At 32.6% G+C, this 22,048-nt stretch carries 21 protein-coding genes, 2 tRNA genes and 1 riboswitch; of the genes, 3 read left to right on the top strand and 20 right to left on the bottom strand.

Going from position 1 to position 22,048, the window contains the following annotated elements:
• Positions 1-4: 4 nt before the first annotated feature.
• From MY490_RS05085 to MY490_RS05030, 12 genes are all read right to left on the bottom strand, one after another.
• Complete coding sequence (locus MY490_RS05085; protein ID WP_248268258.1) at positions 5-769, bottom strand: electron transfer flavoprotein subunit beta/FixA family protein; 765 nt, start codon at positions 767-769, stop codon at positions 5-7.
• 365 nt (positions 770-1,134) lie between these two features.
• Complete coding sequence (gene lonB, locus MY490_RS05080; RefSeq protein ID WP_248268257.1) at positions 1,135-2,832, bottom strand: ATP-dependent protease LonB; 1,698 nt, start codon at positions 2,830-2,832, stop codon at positions 1,135-1,137.
• Between the two features lie 188 nt (positions 2,833-3,020).
• Positions 3,021-4,292 (bottom strand): ATP-dependent protease ATP-binding subunit ClpX, encoded by a 1,272-nt coding sequence (gene clpX, locus MY490_RS05075; protein ID WP_248268256.1) that lies wholly within the window; start codon positions 4,290-4,292, stop codon positions 3,021-3,023.
• 354 nt (positions 4,293-4,646) lie between these two features.
• On the bottom strand, positions 4,647-5,927 hold the full coding sequence (tig, locus tag MY490_RS05070) for a trigger factor (RefSeq protein WP_248268255.1): 1,281 nt from the start codon (positions 5,925-5,927) through the stop codon (positions 4,647-4,649).
• A 473-nt stretch (positions 5,928-6,400) separates the two neighbouring features.
• The gene (locus tag MY490_RS05065; RefSeq protein ID WP_248268254.1) at positions 6,401-7,384 is read right to left on the bottom strand and encodes a hypothetical protein; all 984 of its coding nucleotides are present in this window, start codon (positions 7,382-7,384) and stop codon (positions 6,401-6,403) included.
• A gap of 117 nt (positions 7,385-7,501) precedes the next feature.
• Positions 7,502-8,059, bottom strand: coding sequence for a DUF4240 domain-containing protein (locus MY490_RS05060; protein ID WP_248268253.1), 558 nt, complete (start codon positions 8,057-8,059; stop codon positions 7,502-7,504).
• A gap of 211 nt (positions 8,060-8,270) precedes the next feature.
• A tRNA-Arg gene (locus MY490_RS05055) sits at positions 8,271-8,344 on the bottom strand.
• Between the two features lie 3 nt (positions 8,345-8,347).
• Positions 8,348-8,421 (bottom strand) — tRNA-Gly (locus MY490_RS05050).
• 233 nt (positions 8,422-8,654) lie between these two features.
• Complete coding sequence (locus tag MY490_RS05045) at positions 8,655-9,158, bottom strand: metallophosphoesterase family protein (protein WP_248268252.1); 504 nt, start codon at positions 9,156-9,158, stop codon at positions 8,655-8,657.
• Complete coding sequence (locus tag MY490_RS05040) at positions 9,158-9,778, bottom strand: XTP/dITP diphosphatase (RefSeq protein ID WP_248268251.1); 621 nt, start codon at positions 9,776-9,778, stop codon at positions 9,158-9,160. The genes MY490_RS05045 and MY490_RS05040 overlap by 1 nt, the downstream gene beginning before the upstream one ends.
• Positions 9,779-9,802: 24 nt before the next feature.
• Positions 9,803-10,543 (bottom strand): ribonuclease PH, encoded by a 741-nt coding sequence (rph, locus tag MY490_RS05035; RefSeq protein ID WP_069035208.1) that lies wholly within the window; start codon positions 10,541-10,543, stop codon positions 9,803-9,805.
• Between the two features lie 187 nt (positions 10,544-10,730).
• Positions 10,731-11,774 (bottom strand): GerMN domain-containing protein, encoded by a 1,044-nt coding sequence (locus MY490_RS05030; protein WP_248268250.1) that lies wholly within the window; start codon positions 11,772-11,774, stop codon positions 10,731-10,733.
• 200 nt (positions 11,775-11,974) lie between these two features.
• On the opposite strand from MY490_RS05030, the gene MY490_RS05025 reads away from it, so the two are divergent.
• Positions 11,975-12,199, top strand: coding sequence for a helix-turn-helix domain-containing protein (locus tag MY490_RS05025; RefSeq protein ID WP_056472461.1), 225 nt, complete (start codon positions 11,975-11,977; stop codon positions 12,197-12,199).
• Between the two features lie 292 nt (positions 12,200-12,491).
• On the opposite strand, the gene MY490_RS05020 is transcribed toward MY490_RS05025, so the two are convergent.
• From MY490_RS05020 to MY490_RS05000, 5 genes are read right to left on the bottom strand one after another with little or no spacing between them, the layout of a single operon-like run.
• Positions 12,492-13,262 carry a TatD family hydrolase gene (locus MY490_RS05020; RefSeq protein WP_248268249.1) on the bottom strand — a complete coding sequence of 257 codons (771 nt, stop codon included), beginning with the start codon at positions 13,260-13,262 and terminating at the stop codon, positions 12,492-12,494.
• 1 nt (position 13,263) lies between these two features.
• Positions 13,264-13,995 (bottom strand): ABC transporter ATP-binding protein, encoded by a 732-nt coding sequence (locus MY490_RS05015; RefSeq protein ID WP_248268248.1) that lies wholly within the window; start codon positions 13,993-13,995, stop codon positions 13,264-13,266.
• A complete protein-coding gene (locus MY490_RS05010) occupies positions 13,992-14,759 on the bottom strand; it encodes an ABC transporter permease (protein ID WP_248268247.1) in 768 nt (255 codons plus the stop codon). The genes MY490_RS05015 and MY490_RS05010 overlap by 4 nt, the downstream gene beginning before the upstream one ends.
• The gene (locus MY490_RS05005) at positions 14,759-15,049 is read right to left on the bottom strand and encodes a thiamine-binding protein (protein WP_069035213.1); all 291 of its coding nucleotides are present in this window, start codon (positions 15,047-15,049) and stop codon (positions 14,759-14,761) included. Before MY490_RS05005 ends, MY490_RS05010 begins: the two co-directional genes overlap by 1 nt.
• Before the next feature lie 12 nt (positions 15,050-15,061).
• A complete protein-coding gene (locus MY490_RS05000) occupies positions 15,062-16,054 on the bottom strand; it encodes an ABC transporter substrate-binding protein (RefSeq protein WP_248268246.1) in 993 nt (330 codons plus the stop codon).
• An 88-nt stretch (positions 16,055-16,142) separates the two neighbouring features.
• Positions 16,143-16,252, bottom strand: a riboswitch (TPP riboswitch).
• 230 nt (positions 16,253-16,482) lie between these two features.
• Here MY490_RS05000 and racE point away from each other — a divergent pair.
• Positions 16,483-17,274, top strand: coding sequence for a glutamate racemase (racE, locus tag MY490_RS04995; protein ID WP_248268245.1), 792 nt, complete (start codon positions 16,483-16,485; stop codon positions 17,272-17,274).
• A gap of 96 nt (positions 17,275-17,370) precedes the next feature.
• Here racE and MY490_RS04990 read toward each other — a convergent pair whose 3' ends face one another.
• On the bottom strand, positions 17,371-17,814 hold the full coding sequence (locus MY490_RS04990; RefSeq protein WP_248268244.1) for an RrF2 family transcriptional regulator: 444 nt from the start codon (positions 17,812-17,814) through the stop codon (positions 17,371-17,373).
• Between the two features lie 186 nt (positions 17,815-18,000).
• Here MY490_RS04990 and hmpA point away from each other — a divergent pair, with 186 nt between their 5' ends.
• Positions 18,001-19,245 carry an NO-inducible flavohemoprotein gene (hmpA, locus tag MY490_RS04985; protein ID WP_248268243.1) on the top strand — a complete coding sequence of 415 codons (1,245 nt, stop codon included), beginning with the start codon at positions 18,001-18,003 and terminating at the stop codon, positions 19,243-19,245.
• A gap of 503 nt (positions 19,246-19,748) precedes the next feature.
• Here hmpA and MY490_RS04980 read toward each other — a convergent pair.
• Positions 19,749-20,255, bottom strand: coding sequence for a GNAT family N-acetyltransferase (locus MY490_RS04980; protein ID WP_248268242.1), 507 nt, complete (start codon positions 20,253-20,255; stop codon positions 19,749-19,751).
• 17 nt (positions 20,256-20,272) lie between these two features.
• Complete coding sequence (locus MY490_RS04975) at positions 20,273-21,952, bottom strand: DUF2339 domain-containing protein (protein ID WP_248268241.1); 1,680 nt, start codon at positions 21,950-21,952, stop codon at positions 20,273-20,275.
• Positions 21,953-22,048 lie beyond the last annotated feature (96 nt).

Raw genomic sequence — 22,048 nt, 5'->3', positions numbered from 1 at the left:
ATTATTAAATTACTTTTGCTTCCCTACGAAGTAATGATGCTAGTTCCATTACCTGATTATTGATATCACCAGTTAGAATACGACCTGCTCCCTTTTTCGTTGGATAAAAGGTTTCCATTACCGCCGTTTTTACTTCAGCTTCAACTTCAATATCTAAATCATCTAATTCTATACGCTCTATTGGCTTTTTCTTCGCTTTCATAATTCCAGGCAGCGATGGGTAACGTGGTTCATTTAATCCTTGTTGGGCAGTAATTAATACAGGGAGAGAAACTTGGATGATCTCTTTATCCCCTTCTACATCCCGCTCGATTATAGCTTCATTATTGCTGATCTCGAGCTTAGTAATCGTCGTAACTTGTGCAATATTAAGTTCTTCTGCCAGACGTGGCCCTATTTGTCCAGAACCATAGTCTACTGCTACATTTCCACCTAAAATAATATCAAATTCACGTTCTTTAATAACTGCAGCAAGAATTTTTGCAGTAATGTATTCATCAAGTTCAAAATCTTCGCTCTCCACAATTACTGCATTATCCGCTCCCATAGCTAGTGCTGTACGCAGTGCACTTTCTGAGCGTTCTGTTCCTACTGTGATAACGGTTACAATTCCACCATGTTCATCCCGCAGTTTAATCGCTTCTTCAATTGCATATTCATCATAAGGATTGATAATGAAGTTTACTCCCTCTTCACTAACAACATTGTTCTGAATCACAATTTTCTCTTCCGTATCAAAAGTCTGCTTCACTAAAACTAAAATGTTCATATTCCCATCCCCTATTCTTTTTAATTCCAAACGTAAATTTTTTATTTACACGTCCCCACAATCAATACTCTCCCAAAAGGTAAATACTAAATGCTCTATATTCCTAAATTCTTTTTATTACCACTTGCTGAAAAAAAATTAGATGGAATATTCTGAATAATAGGCTACTAATTAGATAATAAATTTAAATAATTGTTTTTCAAAGTTCATAATCTAAAAGGTACGTTAAATAAAATTTAATCTATTTTGGACTTTAGTAAACAACAAAGGAGCAACGACTATAGTCGTTGCTCCTTTGTTGTTTACTAAACTAAATATTAATATTGATGCCTTTTGCAACTTTACTAACAAACACTTATTTTTATCTACATAGATTGCGATTGATTCTCTTCAAACAATGTTAATTGCTGGAAATCAGTTTTTGTTTCAGCTGGTAGTTCAAATTTCCAATTATCTTTAAAGACTTCATGGAGAACTTTTTCTATGCGATCTACTGCTAATATTTCTACACCTTTATATTGATGTAATGTAGCTTGATCGTTCTCTTTCGGAACAATAATTTTTGTTGCTCCTGCTTTAACGGCTGCCTTTACTTTTTCTGGAACACCGCCAACTGGTTTTACATCACCTTGAATGCTCATTTCACCAGTCAGAGCAATTGTATTTAAAACTGGTACATTGTTAACAGCTGAAAAAATACCAACTACCATTGCAATCCCTGCAGATGGGCCGTCAATTAATGCGCCACTTGGAAAATTAATGTGAATCGTAAAGTCATCGATTGGTACACCAATTTTTCGTAAGATTGTCGTAACATTTTCTAAAGAGCCTTTTGCCATACTTTTTCTACGAATGGATTTAGCCTGATTACCTAAGCTTTCTTCCTCAACAATGCCAGTAATCGTAATTGAACCTTTACCGATTTCTTTTGCCTTCATTGCAATTACTTCAATCGGTAGTAACGCACCAATATTTGCTCCATAAACAGCTAAACCGTTCACCAATCCAACTGTTGGCGCTTCTGGAATTTTGTTAACAAGTCTTGGTGATAAACGACTTACAGAAACAACCCACCCAATATCATCTTCTATTAATTCTTTTCGTCCAGAAGTTAAAACCATCCCGCCCGCTAACTGAATTAAGTTAATCGCTTCACGACCATTTTTTGCATATGTACCTACTAATTCTAAGGCTTTTTCTGAGAGGCTTATTTCAATTTTTTCAGCAGATCGTTTAGCTACTGCCTGAATTTCATCCTGTTCTAATTCTCTGAAAAATATTTCTAAACAACGTGAACGAATTGCCGGTGGGATATCTTCTGGAGATCTTGTTGTTGCACCAACTAATCTAAAATCTGCTGGTAAACCGTGTTTAAAAATTTCATGAATATGTGCTGGTATAGAAGGATTTTCTTCTTGGTAATAAGCACTCTCAAATTTTACTTTACGGTCTTCAAGTACCTTCAGCATTTTATTCATTTGAATTGGATGAAGCTCGCCAATTTCATCAATAAATAAAATCCCTCCATGTGCATCGGTTACTGCCCCTTTTTTAGGTTGAGGAACACCTGCTTGCCCCATCGCACCTGCACCTTGATAGATAGGATCGTGTACAGAACCAATTAAAGGATCTGCAATTCCTCTTTCATCAAATCGAGCAGTTGTAGCGTCTAATTCTATAAATACTGCATCTTGTTTAAAAGGTGTATTCGGGCTCTTTTTCGCTTCTTCTAATACAAGTCTAGCCGCTGCCGTTTTTCCGACACCAGGCGGCCCATAAATGATTACATGTTGAGGATTAGCACTGCACAGTGAGGCTTTTAACGCTTTGATTCCATCCTCTTGGCCAACTATATCATCAAAAGTAGTTGGTCTAACTCTCTCTGCTAACGGAACAGTTAAAGAGATTGACTTTAATTTACGTAACTGCTCCATTTCTTTTTTAGATTCCCTGTCAATCGAAACTTTAGTTGTTCGTTGACCCTTTAATAAATGAATAAAATACAATGCAACGATTGTACCTAATGCTAATTGAGCTAATAATATAATAGTTGTTAAACTCATTCTTTACCCCTCCACTGAAGTAGAAATTAATTTTAGTATCGCCCTCTAAATGGAAGGATAAACCAAATTTAAAAAATTAAAGATAAGGTTTACTACGTAAAGTTTCTATGCATTTAAGAAAGATTTAAAAAAATCACTTAAAAAAGTCAAAATAAAAAACCAAATGCAAAATGCATTTGGTTCCTTAATTAAGCTAATTTATTTGCTTTTTTCTTTAACTCTAATTCAGTTCCATCTTCTAGTACAAGCTTAGGAGCTGCGCCAGTTTTAACAGTTTCTGCTGAGATAATACATTTTTGGATATCCTCACGTGAAGGTAATTCAAACATAATATCTAACATAATCCCTTCAATGATCGAACGTAGTCCACGAGCTCCAGTTTTACGCTCAATTGCTTTTTTAGCAATTTCAATTAATGCGTTATCCTCAAACTCAAGTTCAACTTGGTCAAGCTCTAGTAATTTTTGATATTGCTTAATTAAAGCATTTTTTGGTTTAGTTAAAATTTCAACTAACGATGCTTCATCAAGTTGCTCTAAATTAGCTAAAACTGGTAAACGACCGATGAACTCCGGAATTAAACCAAATCGTAATAAGTCTTCTGGTAATACATGGTTTAAGATTTCTTTTGAGTTTAAATCACTCTTTTCAGAATCACCACTGAAACCAATTACCTTTTTACCTAAACGGCGTTTGATAATTTGTTCGATCCCATCAAATGCTCCACCACAAATAAATAAAATATTTGTCGTATCAATTTGAATGAATTCTTGATGTGGATGCTTACGACCACCTTGAGGAGGTACGCTTGCGACTGTTCCTTCAAGAATTTTTAAAAGTGCTTGCTGAACACCTTCACCTGACACATCACGTGTAATTGAAGGGTTCTCAGACTTACGTGCAACTTTATCAATTTCATCGATATAAATAATACCTTTTTCAGCGCGTTCGACATCATAATCAGCTGCTTGGATTAATTTTAAAAGAATGTTTTCAACATCTTCCCCAACATATCCAGCTTCAGTTAATGAAGTTGCATCTGCAATCGCAAATGGTACATTTAAAATACGTGCTAAAGTTTGAGCTAATAATGTTTTACCACTACCAGTTGGCCCAATCATTGCAATATTACTTTTTGATAATTCAACCTCATCAATTTTGCTATTTGAATTAATACGTTTGTAGTGATTATATACAGCAACAGATAACGCTTTTTTCGCATTGTCCTGTCCAATAACGTATTCATCAAGAATTTCGCAAATTTCTTTCGGTTTCGGAACGTCTTTAAACTCTACTTCCTCTTCTTTTGCTAGCTCTTCTTGAACAATTTCAGTACAAAGCTCAATACACTCGTCACAAATATATACACCAGGTCCTGCAACTAATTTTCTAACCTGAGACTGTGACTTCCCACAGAACGAACATTTTAGCTGTCCTTTTTCTTCGTTAAATTTGAACATATGTTCACTCCCTCTTAAAATTTCTAAAAACACTCAATATGTATGTAATCGAAAAAAATATGTATCTTGTAGCTATATAATAGCATACAAAATAAACAAAGCAATTAATTACTACTCTAAAATTGTTTAAATTTTTAGAATATATATATTCTAATCTAAAGCTAATAATCCTTCTTTTGAAGAATTATTTTTAGTATAGCCACAATTATTTTTTAAAATCTGTATAACAGATTCTAACATATGTATATGCATATTTTAAAGGAAACAGTTCACTTTACCAAATATTTCATTATTTAAAAACAAGGCACGAAAAATCTCGCGCCTTGTTTAAGTCAATATATGTTTATTTAACGCTTATTTTTTTCTGCTATCTACTAATAATTCAACAGCTTTACGGATTTGAATATCATCACGTACAGCGTCAGTTCCACCTAGCATAGTTACTAATTGCTCAGAAGGAACGTTGTACATTGAAGATAAACGAGCTAATTCTTCGTTCATTTCTTCTTCAGTTGCATCGATTTTTTCAGCTTCGATGATCGCATCGATTGTTAAGTCGATTCTTACACGAGCTTCAGCATCTTGACGCATTTGAGCACGAAGATCTTCTTCTTTAGTACCAGTGAATTGGTAGTAAAGCTCTAAGTTTAATCCTTGTTGTGCAATACGTTGTTCAAAGTCTTTAACCATACGGTCAACTTGGCTTTCGAACATTACATCTGGGATTTCGATTTCAGCATTTTCAGCTGCTTTTTGAACTAAAGCATCACGTAAGCTACCTTCAGCTTGAGATTTTTTAGATTCAACTAAGTCATTTTTGATTTTAGCTTTAAGTTCTTCTAAAGTTTCTACTTCGTCGTTTACATCTTTAGCAAACTCGTCGTTTAACTCAGGAAGTTCTTTCGCTTTAATTTCATGAACAGTTACTTTGAAAGTAGCAGCTTTTCCTGCTAATTCAGCACTGTGGTATTCTTCTGGGAATGTTACATTAACATCCGTTTCTACACCAGATTTAGCTCCGATTAAAGCTTCTTCAAATCCAGGAATGAAAGAACCTGAACCGATTTCTAATGGGTAGTTTTCACCTTTTCCACCTTCGAAAGCTACGCCATCAACGAAACCTTCGAAATCAATTACAGCTGTATCACCGTTTTCAACAGTACCATCTTCTTTAACTACTAACTCAGCTTGACGCTCTTGTAATGTAGTTAATTCAGCTTGTACGTCTTCGTCAGTTACAGTTGCATCCATTTCTTCAACTTCTAAGCCTTTGTATTCGCCTAATTTTACTTCAGGTTTTACAGTAACTTTTGCTTTGAAGATTAAAGTTTTACCTTTTTCCATTTGCTCAACGTCAACTTCTGGACGATCAACTGGCTCAATACCAACCTCTACAACAGCTTTGCTGTAAGCTTCTGGTAAAATTACATCTAAAGCATCATTGTAAAGTGCTTCAATACCAAATTTTTGTTCGAAAATTGGGCGAGGTAATTTACCTTTACGGAATCCCGGTACATTGATAGTTTTAACAACTTTTTTGAAAGCTGCATCTAAACCTTTATCTACTTCAGAAGCTTCGACTTCTACAGTTAATAGACCAACGTTAGCTTCTAATTTTTCCCATTTAGCAGTCATTGTTAGTTCCCTCCAAAATTATCTAAAAAAATATATGTGTTTACGTATTTTCGTACTATACATGCCTGTCCATTTTAATAAAGAAAATGCATGTATAATTAAGTAAATAGTCGTTACAACCATTCTATTATAACACATTCCTTTTTTGTTTCAATATTTCCTATTTTTATAAGAAGAAAATATTAAGGTTTTTTAATTTTGAATTTTAAATCAGTTTAGTTCCTTTGAAAAGTAGAACGACGACTTCCATTCCCTATTGCTCGCTTTCCGCAAGGCATGACCTAAGACCCTCATCGCATTCGCTCGAATTGGAAATCGGTTTTCTCTCCACTTCCAACATTTTCAAATTCCTTTTATTTACATAAAAAAACATAGAAGCCCAAATGGAACATCTATGTTTTTTCAACTATTTCATTTTAAATTAAATTATTGTATAGAAAAGTTCTGCAAACATGATTTTATACTGATTGCTTTCATTTTATATTAAAGTATCCTTCATCTTCAAAACGTTTTACTAAAGCAATTGCACTTTTTACAGGAAAATATTCTACATTAAATAAGTCTTTCAATTCCTCTTCATCTACACTACGATCAAAAAATTGTTGCCCGATGCAATAAAAACAAGCTGCCCATATATTTATATCCGCTGGTATTGGAATAAACGGGAAGTAAATTGTTATAAAGTGTTGGAAGTGTGTTTTTACGATTTCGAAAGCAGAAGGGTCTTCACTTTCTAATACGTCACTTAATTTTTTTAATATAGCATCTACAAAGATTTTATGTTCATCGACTGAAACCGATGTATTCCAAATCATCCTTTGGTTTACTTTGTTAAGTTCAAAATCTTTATCGATTGATTGTTCTTGTAAAATAAACAAAATAAAACTTTGAATTAACGGATTTGCTTTGGTGCTTTTTAATATTTCGCTAATTTGATCAATAACAAGATTACAATCTAAACTTCTTAATTCATTAATTAATTCAAGTTGCTTATCAATCGACTCAGAATTTTCAACGATCATATGTAAATTAAGAACTTCACCCTTAATGCCTTCACGATCTGAAACTACTTTCTTTGATAATGAGAGCATCGCTTGAAACTTATCCATCTGATTTTCATCAATTCGTTTTTGAGTGAGTAATTTTTTTATATTTTTTTGTAATTCTTCATATTCTTTTAACTGAAATAAAATGCTTATGTATACTTCAATTGCTTCATCACTCTCAAATGGGCCGAAAACTAAATCCTCACATCTTTCCTTAGCTTCCCTAGCCCGATTTCCTTCTAATAAACAAGCGACTGCAGCAAGCTCTGTTTGTGAATTATGCTCATTCATATCTTTTAATTGATCACATAACATTAAAGCTTTACTAAAATTTTTTTCCTCTAATGCTTTTTTACCTAAATTTATTATCCGATCCTTCAGTTTAGGAAAAAAGACAATATTGTCTTCCATGTTACTCTCCCCTAACATTTGTTATTTCCTGCACAAACTAGTTATGAAAAAGTGTATCATGAATTATAATTATTTAAAATATTAAAGATACGTGTATGGATGAATCTGTTTTTAGCTTTAATACCCTAACGGTTTATTACCAAATCTTTTCCATAGCTTTGGAAACTTAGTTTTTAGTTCGTCTTTTGATTTCCAATCAATCGTCAATTGTTGTTCAGGATAATCATAGCCTTTACTTTCAATTAGGGAGTTGAACTCATTCCACAATTGATCATTCCAATCATTATCGCCTTTACGCTTGATTGTATATGCTTGTAAAGCTAGATCTAACATATCTTCTAATTCTGGCGTAAGTCCTTCTTCTTCATAAATAGGAAAGATGTATTCAGCTAAATAATCTGGGTCAATTAACGTTTTCTTGTAAACTTGTTCTCCTTGTCCGATTAACCAAGCTCTAAAATGTGTAAATGAATCCTCAGAACAGCCATCCATGATGAGCCATGCGGCTCCTAAAAGATTTGCGGTATACGCTTTGGAAAAATAAGTTTCAAAATGAATTTCAAAACTAGCTATCTCTTCCTCTGATTGTTTAGCTAAATGATTTATTACCCATTCATACGGTTCTTCAACAATATGCATTTTGGATATTAAGCTCCAAAATTCTTTTTCATTCATTTATATCACTCCACTCTTATATTTATACTAGAATAACATATCTAGTATAAATTTCATGATGATCTAGACTTCTATTAATTGATATGAATTTACTCTAATTTATATAGTAAACTTAATTCATCATTTTATTTCTAAAGTTCTTCAATTAAAAGTAGTTGAAACACAAAAAAAGACACTTATTTTACATTTCGTAAAACAAGTGTCTTTTGGACGTCCTGAGAGGGATTCGAACCCCCGACCGACGGCTTAGAAGGCCGTTGCTCTATCCTGCTGAGCTACCAGGACATATGGAGCGGGTGATGGGAATCGAACCCACGACCGAAGCTTGGAAGGCTTCTATTTTACCATTAAACTACACCCGCATATTTTTTATTTCTTTTTTATTTCTTCGCGACATCACCCTGTCGACATAATTTAGTATAGTCGTTATACAAATTAAAGTCAACACTTTTTTAAAACTTTTTTCCAAAATAAAGGAAAAAAGTTTAAAGCTGTATAATTACCTTAGTTTATTAGGGGTTTCCAGCTTTTAGTACTCCGAATTTTGTTTTAGATAAGGTTAGTAACGTATATGCTACTAACCTCCATTAAATCATTATAATTCAAATGAAGTAGTAGTAAGCACCGTTCCATCTGTATTATAAAAAGTAACATTAGCTTTCATATCATTTGTTTCAAGAATAGCATAAGTCTTTTCTTTTCGCATTCTCGGTAATAAAATGCTGCCAGGGTTAATAAAAAGCAAACCATCAATTACTTCGGCTCCTAATACATGCGAGTGACCGAAGCAAGCAATTGTTGCTCCAACTTCTTTACAACGATAATACAGCTTTTGTAATGACTGTTTTATTCCATGTAAATGACCATGTGTTGCATAGATTGTGAATTCATTCCCTCGGTGAATAAATTCTTCAGGGAATTCTCCCCTAAAATCACAATTTCCTCTTACAACATTAAAACCCCTTAGTTCCTTAGCATTTACTTCTAATTCCGAATCTCCACAGTGTATCATTAAATCTACACTGTCACGATATCGGTCGGCGATTTCTTGCAATGGTTTTGTCAATCCATGGCTATCACTTACAATTAGTACTTTCATTAATTTGATCCTCTAAATAAAAAATCTTTATCTTCTTTTTTTATAACAGTCATTAATGATTTAATGGCATTTGCGCGATGACTTAAGCCACCTTTTTCATCTGTTGTTAATTCAGCCATTGTTTTATCTAATTCTGGCAAAAAGAATATTGGATCATAGCCAAAACCGTTTGTTCCCCTTTTTTCATTGGCAATATACCCTTCAACTGTACCATAAACAGTGATTGTTTCTTTACCTGGAACCGCTAAAGCTAAAGCACAATAAAATCGTGCTGTTCTTTTACCAGGAAAAACACCTTCTAGTTCACTTAATACTTTCTGTAAATTATCTTCGTCACTTTTATGTAATCCAGCATATCGAGCAGAATAAACGCCTGGTCTACCTTCAAGTGCATCCACTATTAAACCAGAGTCATCTGCAATGACTGGCGTATTTAACTCACTTGCTAAATACTCAGCTTTTAAAACCGCATTTTCTTCAAATGTAGTTCCTGTTTCTTCAATTTCTTTAATTTCAGGAAAGTCTTTTAAAGACTTAACTTGAAATCCCATCGGGTTAAAAAGTGCTTCAAAATCCTTCACTTTGCCTTGATTATTTGTCGCAATAATGATTGTTTCCATCCTTAAAGCCTCTCCTCGAAATGATTATTGAAATTTAATACCCTCTTGTAATAACACTTCTTTTTGTTTTTCAATTAGAGATTTAATTCCTAATTCACCTAAAGATAGTAACTCATTTAATTCTTCTCTTGAAAATGTTGCTTCTTCACCAGTTCCTTGAAGTTCAACAAACTGTCCTTTTCCAGTCATAATAATATTCATATCAACACTTGCAGCCGAATCTTCTACATAATATAAATCTAGTACTGGTCCAAGGTCTTCTAAAATACCAACCGAAGTAGCTGCTAAATAATCTTTTACAGGATACGATTTCAATTTATCCATTTTAATTAATTTATCAAAAGCAAGCATCATTGCAACAAATGCACCAGTAATTGAAGTAGTTCGTGTTCCTCCATCTGCTTGAATTACATCACAATCGATCCAAATTGTCTTTTCACCAAGTGCTTCTAAATCAACTACTGCTCTTAACGCTCTTCCTATTAATCGTTGAATTTCCATTGTTCGACCAGTAACTTTACCTTTAGATGATTCACGTATTGTACGCTCTTGTGTAGCCCTAGGTAACATTGAATATTCAGCTGAAATCCAACCTTTTCCACTATTTCTCAAAAATGGTGGTACACGGTCCTCAACTGTTGCATTACAAATTACCTTCGTATCACCAATACTGATCAGCACTGAACCTTCTGCATGCTTTGTATAGTGAGTAATAATCTCAATAGGTCTAAGTTCATTATTTAATCTTCCATCTGTTCTTGTCATGATTGTTCCTCCTACAAAATCTTCCAAATACTAGTATAGACAAAAATGTGATTTCATTTCTACTTATTAAGTGTAATTTAAAGATAAAATTAAAAACCTTGTACAAAAATCATTACAATTTTTGTACAAGGTTACTAATTAAACCATTTTATTAAAAGGCATTTATTGTTTTTTCCTAACTAGCGGCTTACAATTTTTTCGTATTAACATCCTTAGGTCTTGAAACAGGTTGGCTTAAAGGCTTGCCTTGTTGGTCTAGCGCAGTTAATTTACCATTGATTTGAATTTCAATGGACTTGACACCTTTTTGCTCAGTTAAAGAAAGTACAAGTGGCTGTAATACATCATTATTGATCATATTTTTTGCAATATTCCCATAGATACCATCGTTAAAATTAAGTACTAGCTTACCGCCTTTGAAAACAGGTTGACTAACTAGTTTCGTATCAGTCCCAAAATCGGATACTAAATTTGAATATTCAGATGGACCTTTTACAAGTTCCTTTACGATTGCTGAATATGAATCTTTCTCTGCATTCGAAATCCTAGTCGTTACAGGTACATAATAAGTGTCTCCCATTTCCCCTTGAGAAACATAATATAGCGTAACAGGTCTGGAGTTCATGATATCTACAATGTCACCTTTATCAAAGTTAATTCCATCATCTCTTGTTAACCCATCACCAATCTGCGCTTTATTTACTGGCATCGATGCAAGCTCTTTTCCGTTTACTCGAATTTTTACCTTTGTAACATTATCAAATTGAGTTAACGTCCAAGTTACAGCTTGAAACACTTTTAATTCATCTTCAGCGCGGTATTGCTTAAATTCTGGAGAAAAATCAGCAATAATCGTACCATCCTTTTGAGTTTGAACACCTAAAACTTCAGTATTCGGAGGTAAAACTGCTTGGAAACCATTCGGTAATTCATCTGTAACAGGACCATCTTTTACTAAGTACTCTAACGCTTGTTTAGCCAAACTAGTAGACTTAGGTAATTGGAATGTTTGCGGTACAACATACCCGTTACGGTCAATTAAATATAATTCCCTTTTTACAGTTTCCTCTTTCTTTGCCACTTCTTTTGAAGGTTGATCACTTTTATAAACTACAGTTTTAGGTGGATCAATGTCAGTTGAAGATTTCGTTGGAAGTAAACTACATCCACTCATTGTTGCAATTCCACATACCGCTGCCGCTGTTACTAACAATCTTTTTTTCATCACCATACTCCCCCCACGCTTTTTTACTATTTATACGAGCCTGTACAATTTTTAGAACAAGCTAAATAGAAAAAAATAAATAATTTAAATCTAGCTCTAAATTTACTGGAAATATTCACCTAAAAGACTTATCGTTCATATGATAAAAAGACTAAATGAATACCCATCCGAAGAACAGCTCGGTCAAGCAAGGAGGGTTAGCACAGTTGAAGGATAGAGACTATCAAACAAAGCACACACTCACAAAGCGTGAAAAAGAAGTCTTCGAGCTTCTTGTTCAAGATAAGACTACAAGAGAAATTGCTGAAGAACTTTTTATAAGTGAAAAAACTGTGAGAAATCATATTTCAAATGCAATGCAGAAGCTTGGGGTTAAGGGGCGATCACAAGCAGTTATTGAGCTTCTTCGTATGGGAGAGCTTGAACTGTAGTTCATTTGTAGAAACACTTCTACAAACCAACATACTGCCGGCATTCTAATTGACATGCCGGTTTTGGTATTTACATTTAAACTTAAGTTTTAGACTTCTCTATTTTCTTGCTTGTAAAGAATCTGATTATCTAAATTGAAATTTTTACTTTATATCCTACTTATAGTAGATAAATAGCCTATCTTTAAATTAGGATAGATGCTCTGCTATAGGGGGATTTTATTTTAGCTCTTTTTACCTATCTAAAATTAAAATAAAAAAATCGTTTCCTGTTGGAAAACGATTTTCTTATTTATATGCTATAAAACTTCTTAGTATTTTCATATAAAGTTTTATATACACTTGATAGATCCATGTCTTTTAACTCAGCTATCTTTGCAACTGTTTGATGCATAAATTTAGGTTGTGTCCACTCATTCTCAAAAGGCCCTTCAAATGGCCAAGGACCATCTGTTTCTATCATCATTAATTCTAAAGGATACTTTTTTACTAAGTCTTGAATCTCATATTCATATAATACATCTGGTGTAATCGAGATAAAATACTCATTTTTCATCATCCGATTTATTGTAAGTTCGTCCCCTTTAAACCAATGAAAATGGGCTTTTTTAATAAAATACTTTTCTAATAGATTACATACGGTTTCGGCGTCCTCATAAACTGCATGTAATATGATCGGTTTATTTAACTCTTTTGCAAGCGAGATAAATTTTTCTAGTAATTGAATATAAGGTACGTAATCAATCTGTTCTTCTAAATTCTTATAATATGGTAATCCAACTTCTCCGATTGCGATCATTTCATCCTGATGCTTCTTAATCCATTCAATTAATTTATCAGCCTCTTCATCAGAAGGGATTTGTTGTTCAGGATGAAATCCGAATGCTGGATATACACTATTATTTTTATTTTTTAACTCTAAATTTTTCTTACTAGATTTTAAATCCATCGAGACCGAAATGAGCGCCTCGATTTCGTAACTTTCTAAATTAATTAATATTTCTTCTCTTTGACTAGTATCATAAGAATCTAAATGAATATGAGCATCTATCATTTTCATCATATTACTCCTTCTCTAAAGCCAAGTAGATTTTTCTTTTATATTCCGTAAATTCATCACTTAATAATAATTCTTTTTTACGTGGTCTTGGAAATGGCACAATGATTTCTTCTTTGATTTTGGCGGGTTTGTCAGAAAAAATATATATTCGATCAGACAGTAACAACGCTTCATCAATATTATGCGTTACTAATAAAATGGATCGTCGTTGCTCCTCCCAAATTGATAAAAGCCATTGCTGCATTTCAAGTCTAGTGAATTCATCTAAAGCTGAAAAAGGCTCATCCATACACATGAACGACTGCGGTGCTAGTAGAGACCTTAAAAATGAAACTCTTTGTTTCATACCACCAGATAATTCATTAGGGTAAGCATTCTCATAGTTTTCTAAACCTGTTCTTTTAAGCCAGTCTCTTGCCAATTTTTCATCAGGTTTATGTTTTAATTCTTGTGATAAAACAATATTTTTTAATATGGTTCTCCAAGGAAGTAATGAATGATCCTGAGGCATAAAACTAACATGACCAAGTTCTCCATTTATAATCGAACCATTTAACTTTACTTCTCCAGAATCTGGTTTTACTAAACCACCAATAAGATGGAACAACGTACTTTTCCCACTACCAGATGGACCTAGAATCGATACAAATTCACCCTCGTTTACATAAAGGGATATATTTTCTAATATTTGATGACCGCTATAACTCTTTGATAATTGTTCCACTTGTAATGTCATTTCCGTTTCCCCCCTTTAACTTTCCATTTAACAGTAAAACGTTCAATTACAACTATTAGGAAGAAGAAAAGCATACTTAAAAACATAATGATAAAGATTGAAACAAATACTCGATCTGTTCTAAATGAAGATGAAGCTAAAGTCATATAGACTCCAATTCCAGATTTCGCTCCTAGCCATTCAGAAATAACTGCTCCCATAACACTATAAGTCGCTGAAATCTTTAAGCCAGAAAAAATGGAAGGTAGAGAAAAAGGTAATTCAACTTTCCAAAAAATTTGTGATTTGGATGCTCCCGCCATTTTCATATAATTTAATAGTTCACTTGGTGTTTGTCGGAAACCATCCAACGCTGAAACTGTAACAGGGAAAAAACAAACAAGAGAAATAATGATTAATTTAGGTAAGACACCAAATCCAAACCAAATAATTAAAAGCGGTGCCAATACGATAATTGGTACATTTTGCGAAAGAATTAATAATGGGTAAAAAGCTTCCCTAACACCTGGAATTAAATGCAATAAAAATGCGATTAAAAATCCTAATAAACTACCAATTAACAAACCAATAATCGTTAATTGAATTGTAGAAGAAATATGAGGAAGTAGTGAATTAGTTGATTTCATTCCTTCTTTAAAGATTGCGATTGGTCCTGGTAATAACCAAGATTCAATTTTCCAAATTTTAATACTTAGCTGCCAGCAAATTAAAAAAAGCAGGATGACAACGGTTGGTTGCCATCCTTTTATATTTTTAAATTTCATTAACGGTACTTCTCCGTTAACACATCCATCGTAATACCTTGTGGTTGATAAAGTATTTTCATTTGAGTAATTACATTGTGGCAACCTATTTCAATCATTCTTTCATTCATTTTTTGAACAACCATTAATAATTGATTCAAGTCACCTTCCATAGTTGTTTCCAATGGTTGAACTTGATATTTTACACCTGATTCATCAATAATTTTAATTGCTTCATCAACTGCTGGAATAACATCCTCAATATTATTTGTTTTCGGTATAATTTGGACACTCATTAAAGTAGTTTGCATTTTTGCCCCTCCTTATTTCGCTGGTAAGAAATCATTCGTAAATGCTTCTTTTGGCTTAAAGTTTCCTTCTAATAATTTATTTTCAGCTAAGAAATCAGCATAGTTTTTCCAAACCGATAACTTTTGCTCACCCCAACGGTCTGCATCATCTTTATATTTAGATGCTAACCATTCTTGGCTTTTTTCCACTAATTTTTTATCTAAATCTGGATTATCCTTTATTAAAATCGATGCAGCTTCTTTTGGGTTATCAATCGCAAAATTATATCCTTTTGATGCAGCAGCCACAAACGCTTTTACTATTTTAGGGTTTTTACTAATCATTTTTTCATTCGTAGCTAAAACTGGAGTATAGTAATCTAGCTTTTTACTATAATCAGTTAAATAAATCATGTTTAATTTTTCTCCACGTAGCTCTGCTTCAATCCCTGTCCATCCTTGATAAATCCATGCAAAATCGATATCTCTTTTAACTGCTGTAAAGAAATCAGCATCACCCATATTAACGATATTTAACTTATTAACATTAGCATTTTCTTCTGACATAAGTGATTTTAAAATAGCCTTTTCAACTGGCGAACCCCATCCACCATATGTTTTTCCAACGAAATCTTTTGGAGACTTAATTTCTTTATTCACCGGTGATGCAAACCCAGAAGTATTATGTTGAATAATTGCTGCAATTGATACAATCGGTACATTTTGAACTCTTGCCTGTGTAATTGACTCTTGATAAGAAACACCAAAGTCTGCTTTACCTGATGCCACCAATTGGTCTGCACCTGTTTCTCCCGGGCTGATTATATCTACATCAAGTCCTTGTTCCTTAAAGTAACCTTTTTCCTTAGCAACAAATAGCCCAGTATGATTTGTATTTGGCGTCCAGTCTAGTACGACAGTCACCTTTTTTAATTGCTTTGTCTTTTTAGTAGTAGCAGTTTTGTTTTGACCACACCCGGTTAACATTAAACAAATAGCTACTAAAAATACTACTAGTTTTTTCATTATCTATAACTCCTTTTTGTTTTTGGTTTATACAAAAAGAAAACGTCCGGATACTAACCCGGACGTAAATGCGCTGTAAAAAACATATCTAAAAAGAGATACTGTTCCCTACGCTGGCATCACCCAGATCAGGTTCTAAGAGTCAACATCTTAAGGACGCTATCTCAGCCAGCAACACTGGCTCCTCCACATTTTTCTCATATATAAACTTTTCCTCATTAATATAACAGATAATGATTAAATTTACGAATTATTTTCAACTTATGTTTAAATGTTTTAATACTCTGTTAATAGGCGCACTGAACTATGAAATTTCAACAGTTTTAAAAAGAGAATAATAAACAAAAATATCATTTATTATAGTAAAATCTTAAATGAATAAAGAATATACTACATCAACAAATTATTAAGTAAAATGAGGGGATTTTTTGAATAAGCCAATCGGAGTCATTGACTCAGGTGTTGGGGGCTTAACAGTTGCCAAACAAATTATAAGACAATTACCTAAAGAGGACATTTTATACTTAGGCGATACTGCAAGATGTCCATACGGATCAAGACCATATACCGAAATCAGGGAATTCACTTGGGAAATGACTAATTTTCTATTGGAAAAAGATATAAAAATGTTAGTCATCGCCTGTAATACAGCAACCTCAGTAGTCTTAAATGAAATGCGAGAAAAACTTCAAATTCCAGTCATTGGAGTTGTCCGCCCAGGTGCTAGAGCAGCAATAAAATTAACACAAAATGACCAAATCGGTGTCATAGGAACGAATGCTACTATTAATAGTAAAGCATATCATTCTGCACTAAAGCGGATTAATGACAAAGTTATCATTGAAGGTTTGGCATGCCCAGAGTTTGCTGGAATTGTTGAAAATGGGGACTACAATAAACCTGAAATATTTGAGATTGTTAAACACACTCTTGCACCTCTTATTAATTCAAATATTGATACACTCATACTAGGGTGCACGCATTACCCATTACTCGGTCCAATCATCCAAAAAGTGATGGGACCATCAATTCATCTTATTAGCTCTGGTGATGAAACAGCTTTAGAAGTAAGTGCAATTCTAGATCAACAAAATTTATTATCTAACTCTGATATCACTTCACATGAATTTTTTACAACTGGGGATCCAACCATTTTTAGTAAAATAGCTTCATCCTTATTCCAAGAACCAATGGAAAACGTAAAGTATATTAAACTATAAAGGTCAATAGACCGCATTAAATGAAGAAACCAACAAAGTAAACCTTTGTTGGTTTTTGTCATTTTAAATTACGAACGCTCTTCTATTTCATACTATTTATTCTTTTGTATTATTTGAAAAATAATCTTTAAGCATCGCATTGTTCTTTACAATATCATCTAATGTATATTGATCTAAAACTTGTAAAAATTGTTCCAATGCATTATTAAATATATGTTTTAAAGAACAAACAGGTGTAATAACACAAGTATTACCGTGTTCAAAACATTCCACAATATTAAAGTCTTCTTCAGTTTTGCGAATTATTTCACCGATATTTATTTCTGATGGCAATTTAGCTAATCGGATTCCACCGTTTCTGCCACGGATTGTTTCGATGTAACCCATCTTTCCTAAATTATAAATTATTTTCATTAAATGATTTTTAGAAATATCATAAGCTTCAGCGATGTCTTTAATATTAACTAATTTTTCACTAGGCTCAGAGCTAAGAAATATTAGTACACGAAGAGAGTAATCCGAATAAGTTGTTAAACGCATAACTTGTCCTCACTGTTTTATTTAAGATTAATCATAGCATAATTGTGAACTTTTTTTAAACTTTAATGTATTTTTACGAAAAAATCCACAAAAGATGTATTCTACATATTGCTTTAAATAAATTCTAGGTCTAAGATAAAGATGTATTTAAAATACTACTTTAAAACATGATTAGGGGGATTTATCATGCTATCTCAAAAAACAATTGATATTATTAAGTCAACAGTTCCAGTCTTAGAAGTAAAGGGTACAGAAATCACTAAAGTATTCTATAAAAATTTATTTACTAATCATCCTGAACTATTAAATGTATTTAATCACACAAATCAACAACAAGGTAGACAACAAACTGCTCTTGCAAATACTGTTTTAGCTGCTGCACAGAACATTGATAAACTAGCAACAATTATTCCTGTTGTAAAACAAATTGCGCAAAAACACCGCAGTCTTCAAGTAAAACCAGAGCACTATCCAATCGTAGGGCAACATTTACTAGGGGCAATTAAAGAAGTACTTGGTGATGCTGCAACTGATGAAATACTAGGTGCTTGGGCGGAAGCATATGGAGTTATTGCACAAGTATTTATCGATATCGAAAAAGAAATGTATGAGGAAGCATCTTCACAAGAAGGTGGATGGTCTGAATTTAAAGAGTTTAAAGTCATTGAAAAAGTTAATGAAAGCGATGTAATTACTTCATTCTACTTAGTTCCTAAAGATGGTTCTTCAGTTCCTACTTTCTTACCTGGTCAATATATTACTGTTCGCTCACAAATTCCTGGTGAAGAATATTTATCAAACAGACAATATAGTTTATCTGATGCACCAGGTAAAAATTATTTTAGAATTTCAGTAAAAAGAGAAGCTGAAGAAAATAAACCACTTGGTAAATTCTCAAACTACCTACACAATCAAGTAAATGTTGGTGATACATTGGAAATTACTGCTCCAGCAGGTGAATTTACTATAAATACTGAAATTGATTCAGATGTTGTTTTCTTAAGTGGTGGTGTTGGAATTACACCATTAATCAGTATGGCTAAGTCAATTGCAAGTAATCAACCAACTCGTCAAGTCAGCTTCATAAGCGCTTCAAGAAACGGTAAATTACAAGCATTTGAAAACGAACTAAACCAATTAAAAGAGCTCTTAACAAATTACAATTTATCATTTGTTTATGAAAATCCTTCTGAGGAAGATCTTCAAAATAACAACTTTAAAAAGCAAGGTTATATTGATGCAGAATGGTTAAATAGCAATGTTAAATCAGATAATGCAGATTATTACGTATGTGGACCAGTACCGTTTTTAAAAGCAATTATAACTAGCTTAAAAGAATTAGGCATTAAAGATACACAAATTCACTACGAATTCTTCGGACCAGCAATGAATTTAGACACTGAACCTAAAAGCCCTGTACATCATGATTAATATTAAAAAGGATGCTCAATTTAGAGCATCCTTTTCACATTGTTGAAAAAAACTCTTGCCAATAAATTTCCATATTTTCGTAAAAGGAGTTTAGTGATGTTTATTAAAAAAAATTTACTAGAGTTTATTGGTATATTAAAATTGTTGAAACACTTAAACATTTAAAATCATTATTAAAATATGAATTTTAACATCTATAATGTTCCACTTAATGGGTTGCCCCATTAAGTACACATCTCTTCTTATTTCTGTTCTAATAATACAGCCACTCTTTTTAAAACTGTCGGTATTGTAAAGCTACCAAAAATTGCGATTAGGTCACTTGAGTAGTATTTTTTTAGAGTGCCATATACTAAGCCACTTATCATAAGATCGTACAAAAAGAATCGACCAAAATCACGTTTAGTTATGACCATAAAGATGATAGATGCATTTCTTGTTGTAAGAATAAGCCCACCTTCTTCTAGAAAAATTAATCATTCTAATCAATGCAAATCACAAATTTATTTTTTGTCTAACATCCAATAATACTTTTCAATTTCTTCTTTTACTTTTATCATGCCAATTTTCTCTAAAACTCTAATAGAGGCATGATTATAAATAGAACAAATAGCGGATATTCTTGTAACATGATTTTGCTTTAATCCCCACTCACAAAAAGCGCTACCCATTTCAGTTGCATATCCTTTACCTTGATAACTAGGTGCAATACTATACCCTATCTCCATTATCCCAGTTTCATCAGGACCACCTTTAAATCCCATGTCCCCAATAATTACTCGATCTTTTTTATGAATAATAATTCCTTCATATTTTTCTTCAGTAGGATGCGTTTGAAAACGAGAGATTTTATAAGGGAAAAGATTTTTATATACGAGAATTGGCCACCCTTGAGCGAAACTATAAAATTGATTTTCAAATTCTAACTCTTTATTTCCACTTAAAACAGAAAGCATCGCTTCTGCTGTAAAAGTCATTAATAGTAAATTTTTAGTTTCAGTGATTATCATTACCTGACTCCTGTATACTAAATTTTATAGTTTTTTTGACTACTGCTTCCCTTAAAAAATATTCTAGAAATGACTAATCCAATCAGTCCAAGCAGTATAAATAAACCGGCTCTAACCATCAATGTAATATTTGGTAAATCGATTAATACAAGTTTTCCTAGCGTCAATAATAATAAACCTATCCCAGTATATGTCCAAACTTTGAACTTCTTAATGTTACCAAGTATCATGGCTAATATGGAAAGCAAGATCCAACTGATATTAATTAATAATCGAATTATATTGTCGGATTGATCTACTGCGAGTATTTGAACAATTTGTGTTATAAAAGCAATTAATATAACCGTAATTAATAAAGAACTACTTAATAAGATAAATTGCTTTTCATCTTCATTTTTATAAGCCAAAATTGCAATCGTAATTAGAGCTAGAATTAACACAAGCCAATTCATCGTTTCAAAAGACCAAAAGGAATCTATTCCAACAGATAAAATGGATATCCCTACAGGAATGAATGTAAGTGTCGCTATAATTAATTTCAGTAGATCCCGATATCTTAAATAAAATAAATAAGTTGATACTGCTTGAATTATTAATACAGTACATAGTAAGTTTTCAGAAACACTGTCCAAACATAGGAATGAAATGGCTAATATAAAATTAGTTGAAAATCCAAAGAAAAAATCGGATTTCTTTTTATAATAAAAAGTCAGGAATAAATATCCTACACATAAAAAGATTAAAATCATTGTTCTAGTCTGATCTTCAAATGCACTAAAGATCCAACCAATTGTTAAAATAAAACTGGTGTGAAGAATTATTACTAGCTTTTTAATAGCAAACTTAGATTTTATCAATATAACTAGCAAACTAATATGTTGAACGAGAATACTTAATGCGAAATATTCAATTCCATTTGTATTAAAATTAACTAAAGCAACAATTAAATAAGATAAATGCAATAATATTACAGACGAAAGATAGATGAATTTATATTTCTTAAATGTTGCATAAAACATAAAGCATAAGTAAATTACTGTTTCATAGATAGAGAAAAATAAATAGTTTGGCGAATCACTTTTAACTAGGAATGGTACAAAAACAGCTCCTATTATACTTATTAATCCAATTACTTCTGATTTATATCTATTCATCGAATAAAAACCAATACTTACCCAAATAATTAAAAGCGAAAATGCAATCGTTGACCCAGCCATGTGATATAAATGATGCATGGCAAAGGTAGTTAAAAATAATACAGGTAACACGCCACCAATTAATGATTGGCCAAGTGTTGATCGTTTAGCTTTCATTTGACGATTACCGTACCAGAATAAGGCAAATGCTATAACAAATCCAATTCCTACTTTTGCATACTTGTTTAATACCCCATAATCTGATGCCGCTTTAAATCCCCACATTACGCCAAGAATGAAAATAAATATAAAAAATCTAGGTAACCACTTTTGGAAAATAAGCGCTTCATAGTCAACCTTTTCGTTTTCAACTGTTACTTTAACCTGTCGACTAACTGTTTTTTGTGGTTTAGGATTATTTACTTTCGTTTGAGTCATTTGTTTAATCTCGTTTGAAGTTTCTTTCGTGATTAAGAGAAATTCAATTTGTTTCTTCATTTCTCTGACTTCTTCTTCAAGCTTTTCTACCTTTATTTGAAGATCTTGATTCTGATTATCCAACTGCATCACCTCTTATCATAACTATGTAATTTATTAAGACTAAATAACTGAAAAGACATCCTTCATATAAGTTCGCTATTTCCTGGATTTATCCTA

It is taken from the genome of Gottfriedia acidiceleris (genome assembly GCF_023115465.1).
Lineage (GTDB): Bacteria > Bacillota > Bacilli > Bacillales > Bacillaceae_G > Gottfriedia > Gottfriedia acidiceleris_B.
This window is presented reverse-complemented; position numbering and strand designations above follow the sequence as displayed.